This window comes from Cupriavidus sp. FW305-F7 (assembly GCF_058782875.1).
This window is the reverse complement of sequence record NZ_JBYSYC010000053.1, coordinates 40,706-51,707: the sequence shown is the minus strand read 5'-3', so window position 1 is coordinate 51,707 and position 11,002 is coordinate 40,706. Positions and strand designations below refer to the sequence as shown.

Genomic DNA, 11,002 nt, shown 5'->3' with positions numbered 1-11,002 from the left:
GGCCGGCGGCGGCGCCTTGCGGCCGCCACCACGAGCAGCGGAACCCTGGCGGGCAGCGGCCAGCGCGGCGGCGGCGGGCGACATGGCCCCGTTGCCGGCGGCTGCGGCCGGGCGCGCTGGCGCTGCTTCAGGGGATGCAGCAACTGTGGCAGGCGCTGCCGCAGCTTCGGCCATGGGCGCAGGCTGTACCGCCCGTGCGGGCACAGAGGCAGGGACAGGCGCCGCCGCAGTACCGGCATTGGCCTGCGCGGCGGCGTTGGCACCAGCCGCCGCATAGCGGGTATCAACGGGCGGGGCGGTCTCCAGCACGGCAGCGCCGCGCTGACGCGCAGGCGCGGCACCACCGCCCTGCCCTTGCGTCGTGGCGGGTTCAGACGACGGCCGGAACGCCAGCATGCGCAGCAGCGTCATGGTGAAGCCGGCGTACTCGTCCGGCGCGAGCGCCAGCTCGCTGCGGCCGAGGTTGGCGATCTGGTAGAACAGCTGCACTTCCTGCGCGTCGAACACGCCGGCCAGGCGCCGCACCTCATCGGCTTCGGGCCATTCGTCCTGCACCGAGGCCGGCACGGCCTGCGCCAGCGCCACCTTGTGCAGCAGCGAGCCCAGGTCCTGCAGCGCGCCGGCAAACGACAGGCTGCGGTCGGCCATGGCATCGGCAATCGCCAGCATGGCGGCGCCGTCCTCGGCGGCCAGCGCATCGAGCAGCTGCACCAGGTAGCCCTGGTCGATCGCGCCCAGCATGCCGCGCACCGCGTCTTCCGACACCTGGCCCGCGCTGTAGGCGATGGCTTGGTCGGTCAGAGACAGCGCGTCGCGCATCGAGCCGTGCGCGGCCTGGGCCAGTAGCCGCAGCGCGTTGCCGTCGTGGGCAATGCCTTCCTGCGCCAGGATATGGTCCAGGTGCGAGACGATATGCCCCGGCGGCATCTGCTTGAGGTTGAACTGCAGGCAGCGCGACAGCACCGTGACCGGGATCTTCTGCGGATCGGTGGTGGCGAGGATGAACTTGACGTGCCCGGGTGGCTCCTCCAGCGTCTTCAGCATGGCGTTGAAGGCGTGGTTGGTCAGCATGTGCACTTCGTCGATCATGTAGACCTTGAAGCGCCCGGAGGTCGGGGCGTAGACCGCCTTGTCCAGCAACTGCGCCATCTCGTCGACGCCGCGGTTGGAGGCGGCGTCCATCTCGATGTAGTCGACGAAGCGGCCGCTGTCGATCTCCTGGCAGGCCTTGCACTGCCCACACGGCTGGGCGGTGATGCCGCCGTTGCCGTCAGGGCCGATGCAGTTCAGGGCCTTGGCCAGGATCCGCGACAGCGTGGTCTTGCCGACCCCGCGCGTGCCGGTGAACAGGTAGGCATGGTGCAGCCGCTGCTGTTCCAGCGCGTGCGTGAGCGCGCGGACCACGTGCTCCTGGCCGACCAGCGTGGTGAAATCCCTGGGGCGCCATTTGCGCGCTAGAACTTGATAACTCATGGCGGCGATTGTAGCAAAAGGCGGCCCCCCTCCGGCCGCCGCCGCCCCGACCTCGCGGTCTTTATTCGCCACGCGCCGCGCGGGCCGGCTCCGGTGGCCGCAACCCGCCCGCGGCGGGGCTCAGCCGCACTCGCCCACGTAGCCGCAATTGGCGCATTTGGCGCAGCCGTCGACCTTGTGCAGGGCGTGCGCGCCACACTCCGGGCACGGCTTGCCGGTGCCGACACCGGGGGTGCCGGGGGCCCGGGCCTGGCTGGCGAGATCGGCCCCGGCATCCAGCGCCTGCCCCCCACCCTCGCGCTGGGCGAGCCTGGCGGCCAGCGCCGCTACCGGCACCTGGCCGCCCTCGGCATCCAGGAAGCCGCGCTTGATCAGGATGCGCTGCAGCGCGTAGCTGAGCGCGGCCACTTCGGAGTCATGGAAGCGCGGCACCTCGGTGCCGTCCTGGCGCACCAGCGTGCCGTAGCGCACCGTGCCCTTGTCCCACACCACGTTGCGCATGTCCGCCAGCGCCTTGGCCACCGAGCCGCCCGAGCGCGCCACCATCGACAACAGCCGCATGGTGGAGGTAATCCACTGCTGGCCCTCGCTGCGCTGCCCCGCCGGCATGAAGAACTCCACCGGACGCTCGATCTCCACCGGCTTTCCGTCGGCCACGCCGGCGACGCGCATGAAGTTGACGGTCAGGTAAACGGTCTTGTGGCCTTCGTAGGTCAGGTATTCGACCTTGGACGTCACCCCCTCCAGGTCGCCCACCGGCCGGCTGCCGAAGGGGCGCACCAACGGATTGTCGTCGGCCACGGCAGCGGGCGCCGCCGCCGGCGCCTCTACTGACAGCACGGCCCCCAGCACCGAATTGGGGCGATAGGTCGCCAGCCCCTTCAGGCCGGCCTTCCACGCCTCCAGGTACAGGTTGCGGAAGGCTTCGTACGGATAATCCTCTGGTACGTTGACGGTCTTGCTGATGCTGGTGTCGATATACGGCTGCACCGCCTCCAGCATCCGCATATGGTCCAGCGCCGACATCTGCAGCGCGGTGACGAAGGCGTCCGGCAACTGGGCCATGTCGGCCCCCATGTGACGGTAAAGCCGCCAGGCATGGTCCGCCACCTCGAAGCTGCGGTAGCTGTTGTCCGGCATCCGCTTCTTGCGGTTGTAGGTCCACGAGAAGGCGGGCTCGATGCCGTTGGAGGCATTATCGGCAAAGGCCAGCGTGATCGTGCCGGTGGGTGCGATCGACAGCAGGTGCGAATTGCGCAGCCCATTGCGCGCAATGGCATCGCGCAAGCGTTCGGGCAGCCGCCCGGCAAATCCGCTCTGCAGGTAGGCATTGGCATCGAACAAGGGGAAGGCGCCCTTCTCCACCGCCAGTTCGGTCGACGCCAGGTAGGCATCGTCGCGCATGCGTTCCGAGATCCGCGCCGCCAGTTGCCGCGCCGGCTCGGCGTCATAGCGCAGGCCCAGCATCACCAGCGCGCTGCCCAGCCCCAGGAAGCCCAGCCCGACGCGGCGCTTGGCGTGGGCCTCGGCCTGCTGTTCGGGCAACGGCCAGAAGGTCACGTCGAGCACGTTGTCGAGCATGCGCGTGGCCACGCGCACCACCTCGGCAAAGGCATCGAAATCGAATTCGGCCTGCGGCGAGAACGGCTGGCGCACGAAGCGCGTCAGGTTGATCGAGCCCAGGCAGCAGCAGCCATAGGACGGCAGCGGCTGCTCGGCGCAGGGGTTGGTGGCCTCGATGCGCTCGCAGTAATAAAGGTTGTTGTCGGCGTTGATCTGCGACAGGAACAGGATGCCCGGCTCGGCATGGTCGTAGGTGGCCTGCATGACCTGGTCCCACAGGTTGCGCGCCGGCACACGCCGGTACACCCACTGGCCGTCGTCGCGGCGATAGGCGCCCGCGGCGATCATGTCGGCGCCCGGCTCGGCCTCATGCACCAGTTCGACCTCGCCGTCGGCCTGCACGGCCTGCATGAAGGCGTCAGTGACGCCGATGGAGATATTGAAGTTGCTGAGGTCGCCCTTGTCCTTGGCGTGGATAAAGCTCTCGATATCGGGATGGTCGCAGCGCAGCACGCCCATCTGCGCACCGCGGCGCGCGCCGGCGGATTCCACGGTGGCGCAGGATGCGTCGAACACCTTCATGAACGACACCGGCCCCGAGGCGCGCGAATGCGTGGCCCGCACAAGCGCGCCGGCGGGGCGGATCGCGGAGAAGTCATAGCCCACGCCGCCGCCGCGGCGCATGGTCTCGGCGGCCTGCGCCACCGCCGTGTAGATGCTGGGGCGGCCCTCGCGCGGCTCCGACACCGAATCGCCCACCGGCTGCACGAAGCAGTTGATCAGCGTGGCCTGGATGCCGGTGCCCGCCGCCGAATTGATGCGCCCGGCCGGCACGAAGCCGTTTTCCTGCGCCCACAGGAAGCGCGCGCTCCAGGCCTCGCGCTGGTCCTCGGGTTCGGCCTGCGCCAGCGCGCGCGCCACGCGTTGCCTGACATCGGCAATGCTGCGCTCTTCGCCCTTGGCGTATTTCTCGATCAGGACTTCGGTGGAGATTTCCTGCGGCGCCAGGGCGCCGCGAATGATCTGGTCGTTTGCGTTCATGTATTGGCTCACCACGGTCTGGGTCGGTGAATGGTCGGGCCGCCGCGGCCCGCGTTCCCTGCGCCAGATCAAGCCGACGCATTTGCCGCGGGCAATGACCCACCATTGCAAAGGGCATTCAACGCAATTTCTCCGCGGTATCGCGGTCTGGGGTACAATCCCGCTCGGACGGGCCTCCTCGCATGGTGGCGCGGTCAACCTGGTCAGGTCGGGAACGAAGCAGCCACAGCCGTTTTCCGCCAGTGCCGAGGGTCAGGCTCGTCCACCTCCCACCCCATCCTGCCGTACCCCTCCCGCTATATCCGCACGCACGAGTCGCTTGCAGCGCAGTCCCTGTCACTTTAGTACAGCCGAGCCGCGATCGCGCGCGCCGCACACCCCATTTTGCGCCGATTCTGGCACCCTGTCCGGGTGCCACGCCAGCCGTCAGAACAGCGAGCCCTGCTGCGGCATCGGCGGCGCCAGGCGCTCGGCGGGAATCCATTCGCCGTCCGCAGTGGCCACGCCGGCCTCGATACGCTTGCCCGGGAACATCGGCGCAATCGCGGCCGCATAGCGGCCCAGCTGCGCGCGGTAGGCGGCATGCTCCTGCGGCAGGAGCCGCAGCTTGTAGTCGACGATCACCACGCGGTCGTCGAATTCCACCAGCCGGTCGATACGCAGCAGCCGGCCGCGCGCGTCATAGAGTTCGACTTCATTGCGCGCGCTGCGGACGTCCCCTGCCCCCAGCAACGGCGCCAGCGCCGGTGCGCGCAGCATCGCAGCCACCGCCTCCAGCGCTTCTGCCACCTGTTGCCGCCACGCCTGCCGTGCCGGCCCGGTGTGCGCGCCCGTCAGCGGGAACCAGCGCAATACGGTGTCGATCCCCGGCACGCCGGCAAAGGCGTCGGGATAGCGCGTCAGGCGTTCCAGCAAGGCATGCACCAGCTCGCCGTGGCGGGCGGCCGCGGCGTTGAAGACGATGCCGTCGGACTCGTCTTCGGCTTCTGCCTCGCCCTCTTCTTCAAACCCGATCTCCTGGCGCGCATCCACTGCATCGCGATAGCGCAGCCGGAAGTCGGTAAAGCGCACCGGCTCGCTCAGGCGCGCGGGCATCGGGGCCTGGTCCTGCGCATCGGCCAGCTCGCCCGGATAGGCCGGCACCATCTCGCCAACGCCTGCAGCCTGCAGCCGCACATACCAGCTGCCGGCGATCTCTGCATTGCCCTCGCCCGAACCGCTGCGGTTGGCCCGGCCCTTGACCCCGCTGACCAGCAGGCCCTGCTGCGCGCGCGTCATGGCCACGTACAGCAGGTTCCAGTTCTCGCGCTCGCCCAGCGCCGCCTCCGACTCGAACATCGGCGCCCGCGCCAGCCCGCGCTCGCTGCGCTTGCCGTAGGCGGAGAAATGCCGAGGCACCGGCGACGACGGCGGCCAGTCGACCAGGATGCCGCCCCGGTCCGCGGCCGGCTCGCTGTGATTGGCATCGAGCAGCACCACGAACGGCGCCTCCAGGCCCTTGGCTGCATGCACGGTCAGGATATGGACTGCGTCGAGGCCGGCAAACGCCGGATCGTCCTCGGCCGGCTCCACGTCTTCGGCGCTCTCGCCCATGCCGCCTTCGTCGGGGCTTTCGCCCTCGTCCCCGCGGCGGATTTCCTGCAGCTCGTCGATAAACTTCGGCAGGCTCGGATAGCGCCCGCCGTCGAGGTCCAGCGACAGCTTCAGGAAGGCATCGAGGTTGGCCAGCACCTGTTCGCGGATATCCGGCGGCGCGGCCTCGGCATAGCGGCGCCGCACTTCGCCGCCGTGGAAGATCTGGTCGATCAGGTCATGCACCGGCTGGTGCGGCGCGACGCGCAGCCACTGGCGCAAGCGCTGCACGCCTTCGCGCAGCGCATCGGATACGTGTTCGGGCAGGCCGCCTGACTCGATGCGTGCCCACCAGCTGCCCTCGCCTTCGATCCGGGCCAGCGCCAGCAGGTCGTCGTCAGTCGCCCCCACCAGCGGGCTCTTCAGCACGTGCGCGAGATCCAGGTCCGATTCCGGCGTCATCAGGAACGCCAGCAACGCTGACAGGTCCAGCGCCTCGAGCGTGGCCAGCAGGCCGCCGCGGCGCGGGCTCAGGCACGGGATGCCGGCCTCGCGCAGCGCGCGCTCATAGTCAGCCAGATGGGTCTTGCGGCGCACCAGCAGATGCATGTCGCTCCAGCGTGCGGGGCGCTGCTCGCCGCCTTCATGGACCGGCACGGTGTCGCGCACCAGGCGCAGCCACGCGGCCACGCGCCGGCCTTCTTCCAGGCGCAGCGAATCGCCGGCCTGCCGGCGAGGTTGCAGCAGCGTGTCGCGATGGGCCGAGGCGGCTTGCGCCGGTTCGTCTTCGGCGGCGCCGTCCACGGCTTCAGCGGCCTTGTCGTCGGCCTTGTCCTCGGGCTCCACCAGCGGCAGCAGCCAGACCGGTCCGTTGCCGCCGGCCAGTGCCGTGGTCTGGGTCGCGTACAGCGGATAGCGGCCCTCGGCGCGCGCGCTGTCGAACACGGCGTTGACCCAGTCCAGCACTTCGGCACGGTTGCGCCGGGTGCGGTTGGTGCGCAGCACGGTGGCGCCGAACGCATCGCGCAGCATCTCGCCGGCCGCGCCGAACAACCGTGCATCGGCGCGCCGGAAGCGGTAGATCGACTGCTTGGGATCGCCCACCAGGAACACCGTCGGCCGCTCGCCCAGGCCCGCGTAGCCGGCCAGCCAGCCCTGCAGGATGCGCCACTGCAGCGGGTTGGTGTCCTGGAACTCGTCGAGCAGCAGATGGCGGTAACGCGCGTCGAGCCGCACCTGCAGGTAGGTGGCGGTCTCTTCGTCCGACATCAGGCGCGCGGCCTGCCATTCCAGGTCAGCGAAGTCCATCGCGCGCTGCTCGTCCTTGTGCCGCTGGTAGCGCGTCAGCAAGGCATCGCCGATGCAGAACAGCGCTCGGTTGATCGCCAGCACCGCAGCTTCGCAACAACGCGCGCTGATGTCGTCAAGCATGGCGCAGATCGATGCATGCTCGTCCAGCAACGCATCGACCATGCCTTCGCCGCCGGCGGCCTTGACCAGCGCCGCGGTGCGCCGCAGCGAACGCGGGCCGCCGGTGGTGGTGAAGAACGCGGCGCGCAACTGCGCGAACACCCGTTCGGCGGGCTTGCCGGGCGCCGCGCCCGCTTCGCGCCACGCGGTGATCGCCATCAGCGCATCGGTGATGCGGGCGGCGTGGGTCTGCTCGGTCTTGCCGGCCGCGCCCAGGCGCAGCGCCAGCGACTCGCAGGCATCGCGCCAGCCTTCGTCGGCCAGCGCCTGCAGCAGCACGTCCCCCTGGGCGTCTTCGCCCAGGCAGTCGGACAGCGCCTGCAGCGGGTCGCCGCCCTCCTGCATCGCCCACCATTCGCTGCGGGCATGGAACATCGCGTCCAGCAGCGCGCGTGCCTGGAAGTCGCCCACGGTATCGACCAGCGTTTCCCAGGCTTCGCGCAAATCGGTGTATTGCGGCGTCGCCAGCGCGCGCCAGACCGGGGCCCAGGCTTCGCGCTTCATGCGCAGCGCATCTTCGCGCAGCGCCGCGCCCGGCACGATGCCGGAGGCCAGCGGTGCACCACGCAGCAGCGTGCCGAACCAGCCGTGGAAGGTATCGATGGCCATGCGCCCGGGCGCGGCCAGCACCTGCGCGTGAAGGCGCCGCGCACGCGGCAGCGCCTCACGCGCGGCGTCGGGCGTCAGGCCACGCTGCACCAGCGCGGCGATCACGTCGTCGTCGCTGTCGCGCGACAGCTGTGCCAGCACTTCCAGCAGGCGGTCGCGCATTTCTTCGGCGGCCTTGCGCGTGAAGGTGATGGCCAGGATCTCGTGCGGCGCGGCACCGGCCAGCAGCAAGCGCACCAGCCGCGCCACCAGCAGCCAGGTCTTGCCGCTCCCGGCGCAGGCTTCCACCACGACGGAGCGTGCCGGATCGCAGGCGGCGCGCGTGAACTCGGCCTCGGAGACGGGCTCGCCGTCGCGCTGGTAAGGCTGGACGTGGTGCGGATCGTGAGGCGTCATGATGTCAGCGCCGGCACGGCGGTGGATTCCCAGAAGCCCTTGCGGCACAGGCCGCGGGCAGTGCAATACAGGCAGGCGGAGGCATCGCCGAAGGCCGGCAGCCTGGCGCCCTGGCGCAGGCGCATGACGTCGTCGCGCATCTGCCGTTCCAGCCAGATGACGGCGGCTTCGAAATCGGGCAGGCCGACTTCGCGCTGCGCCGCCGGTGCGCCCTCGCGCGCGCCTTCGAGCGATACCCAACTGCCTGCTGCCGCATCGGCGCGCAGCAGGCCGTAGAACGGCAGCTGGCAGTCTTCCTCGACCTCGGCCAGCTTGCGCTGGAGGCGGGTGGCGCTCTGCGTCTTGTAGTCGAGCACGGCATGCGCCCCGCCCGGGCCCTGGTCAAGCCGGTCGATGCGCCCCGTCAGGCGCAGCGGCTGGCCGTCGGGCATCGGCAGGTCGATGCCGGCGTCGAGCTCGCCGCCGCGCCAGAACCAGCCCTCGGCCTCGCGCGCGGATTGCCAGGCGACGTACGACGGCATCACCTCGCGCCAGCGCCGGTAGTAGGCAATGGCATTGCCGTCCTCGGCCATCAGCGCGCCGAACACGTCATCGGAAATCTCGGCCAGGCGGGCCAGGCGCTGGTCTTCGGCCAGCGTCTCGCCGCGCTCGCGGCGCGCCTGCAGGTCCTTGTGGTAGCGCAGCAGCACGTGGTGCAGGTGTTCGCCGATCTCGCGTTTTTCCAGCTCGTCGCTGACTGTCTCCAGCCCGGCCAGGCCCAGCATGCGGCCGGCGAAGAACTGGTAGGGGCAGCGGCGCAGCATGTTGTAGGCCTGCGCGCTCCAGCGCACCGGCACCAGCGCGGGCTCTGCCGCCGGCGCCGGCATGCCCTGCGGATCGGCAAAGGTCTCGTGCGCCTGCGGTGCGGCGACGGCTTCGATGCTGACGCCCGCGCGCGCGCAGCACGCCGCCAGCCGCTCGATCCAGCCCGACACATGATGCGGCTCGCCGCGGCTGCCGTAGCGTTGCCAGGTCAGCACCACGTCGTCGTTGTTCAGCAGCACCTCGGCCAGGTCGCGCGCCTGTTGCGCAAAGCGGGCCTCGCGGTCTTCCAGGTCCAGCTCGCGCCGCATCTGGTTGGAGAAGAACATCAGCTCGGCGGCGCTGGAGGGCAGTTGCGCGTCATCGCAGCCGACGATCACCACGCCCTCGAAGCGGCGCATGCGCGCGCCGTTCAGCGGCAGGATGGTGATGCGCGCCGGGCCGCTGGCCGAGGGCTCCTTGTAGGCGACCGATTCCAGCAGCGCCGACAGCATCGCGCGGAATTCACCCTGCGACAGCGTGGCATGGCCGCCGGTCTCGTCCAGCGGCAACTCCTGCAGCCGCGCCAGTGCATCGAGCAGCTGGCTGCCGGCATCGTCCGCGGCCAGCGCCGCGCGCATGCCGAGGCCGTCGAGCATGCCGTCGAGCCGTTCCAGCCAGGTTGCCAGCGGATGCTGCGCCAGGCCGCGCGGCCAGCGCGCGGCTTCGTCGGCGAGCACGGCGATGAGCGCGTGCGCGGCGCGGCGCGGCGCTTCAGCGGCATCCTCATCTTCCGCGGCAGCTTGCTGCGCGTCGGTCGGTGCGTGACCGAACAGCTGACGCAGGCGCGCCCAGCCGCCGGTGATGCCCTCGCGCCGCACTTGGCGCTCAAGCAGCGCGATGGCCACGCCGCGCCCGGCAGCGTCCGGCAGGCAAAATGGGCTCTTGAGCAGGTCCAGCAGCGCGGCGGTGTCGCCATCGCGCACCAGCAGGTCGAACCAGCGCATCAGCGCGGCGGCGGCGCGCGTGGTGGAAAGCTTCCAGCCGGTCTCGTCGCGCACCGGTGCGCCGGCGCGCGCCAGCAAGGCGCGGGCGCGCCGCGCCACCACGCGGTCGTGCGCGACCAGCGCCACCTGGCGGCGGCCTTCATTGAGCCACTGCACCAGTTGCGCGGCTGCCGCGGCGGCTTCATCCTCGAAGCGCGCGCTGCCGACCACGCGGATCGCCGGACGCTGCGGCGGCAGCGCAGGCATGGCCGGCGGAGGGGCGACGCCTTCGGCATCGTCGGCGATCCTCGCTTCCGGCCACAGCGCCAGCAGCGTCTGGTACCAGTCGGCATCGCTCTCGCCCTGCCCGGTCCAGTCATAGCCGACCTGCAGCACCGGCACCAGCTCGGCGGCATCGCGCAGGAACGCGGCCTCAAGCGGCGTGGGCGGGGTCGGGGCAATCCATATCACCGGGCCGCGCAGCTGCTGCGACAGCTCGCGCAAGGCGCGGCGCCGCGCCGGCAGCGGATCGTCCGGGCCGGACAGCGCCTGCCAGAATGCCAGCACGATGCGCGCCTCTTCGCCGAGGAAGCGCTCAGACAGATGCGAATAGGTCCGTTCCAGCGCGCCCTGCAGCAGACCGGCGCGATCGTCGCCGTCGATCTCGTCATCGTCGCGGATGGCGGCGTCTTCGAGCCAGCGCGCGTTGAGCTCGTCGCAGATCGACAGCAGCGTCTGCGACAGGCCCCATGCGGCGGTCTCGTTCTGGGCGCCGAAGGCGCGGCGCAGCCAGTCCTGCCCGCGCACCGCCTGCTGCACGGCCAGCAGGCGTGCGGCAGGGCTGCGCACCGGGGCGCCCTCTGGCGGCAGGTCGAGCAGCCAGTGGCCCAGCGTCAGCACGCGCGGTAGCAGCCGCGGGCGGCCCGCCGCGCGGGCGGCGGCGTCCAGTGCCTGGCGCACGCCTGGGATCTGCGCGGCGGTGGGCACGACCACGTGCGCGCCCGCCTCCGGCGCGCCGCAGCGGTCGAGGAAATACCAGGCAGCAGTGGCCGCCTGGTCGAGGAAATCAGGGCCAGGGCGAAAACGTAGCGACGTCATGGGCGCGTGGGGCA

General features: G+C 70.7%; 4 protein-coding genes and 1 other RNA gene. 1 reads left to right on the top strand and 4 read right to left on the bottom strand.

Annotation, left to right across the window (positions count from 1 at the left end):
• Together AC3WL8_RS33895 and AC3WL8_RS33890 are read right to left on the bottom strand one after the other, a co-directional pair.
• A partial coding sequence (locus AC3WL8_RS33895; protein ID WP_492379732.1) for a DNA polymerase III subunit gamma/tau occupies nucleotides 1-1,473 on the bottom strand: 1,473 nt, incomplete at its 3' end.
• Between the two features lie 120 nt (nucleotides 1,474-1,593).
• Nucleotides 1,594-4,077, bottom strand: coding sequence for an adenosylcobalamin-dependent ribonucleoside-diphosphate reductase (locus AC3WL8_RS33890; protein WP_153953637.1), 2,484 nt, complete (start codon nucleotides 4,075-4,077; stop codon nucleotides 1,594-1,596).
• A 167-nt stretch (nucleotides 4,078-4,244) separates the two neighbouring features.
• On the opposite strand from AC3WL8_RS33890, the gene ffs reads away from it, so the two are divergent.
• An RNA gene (gene ffs, locus AC3WL8_RS33885) (signal recognition particle sRNA small type) lies at nucleotides 4,245-4,343 on the top strand.
• Nucleotides 4,344-4,503: 160 nt separating this feature from the next.
• On the opposite strand, the gene AC3WL8_RS33880 is transcribed toward ffs, so the two are convergent.
• Together AC3WL8_RS33880 and AC3WL8_RS33875 are read right to left on the bottom strand one after the other, a co-directional pair.
• Nucleotides 4,504-8,124: a UvrD-helicase domain-containing protein gene (locus AC3WL8_RS33880; RefSeq protein ID WP_211979885.1), complete on the bottom strand. Its 3,621-nt coding sequence runs from the start codon at nucleotides 8,122-8,124 to the stop codon at nucleotides 4,504-4,506.
• Complete coding sequence (locus AC3WL8_RS33875; protein ID WP_492379731.1) at nucleotides 8,121-10,988, bottom strand: PD-(D/E)XK nuclease family protein; 2,868 nt, start codon at nucleotides 10,986-10,988, stop codon at nucleotides 8,121-8,123. The genes AC3WL8_RS33880 and AC3WL8_RS33875 overlap by 4 nt, the downstream gene beginning before the upstream one ends.
• Nucleotides 10,989-11,002 lie beyond the last annotated feature (14 nt).

Coding starts and splice junctions, on each gene's coding strand:
- AC3WL8_RS33890 (WP_153953637.1), bottom strand. CDS start 4,077: ATGAACGCAAACGACCAGATCATTCGCGGCGCCCTGGCGCCGCAGGAA.
- AC3WL8_RS33880 (WP_211979885.1), bottom strand. CDS start 8,124: ATGACGCCTCACGATCCGCACCACGTCCAGCCTTACCAGCGCGACGGC.
- AC3WL8_RS33875 (WP_492379731.1), bottom strand. CDS start 10,988: ATGACGTCGCTACGTTTTCGCCCTGGCCCTGATTTCCTCGACCAGGCG.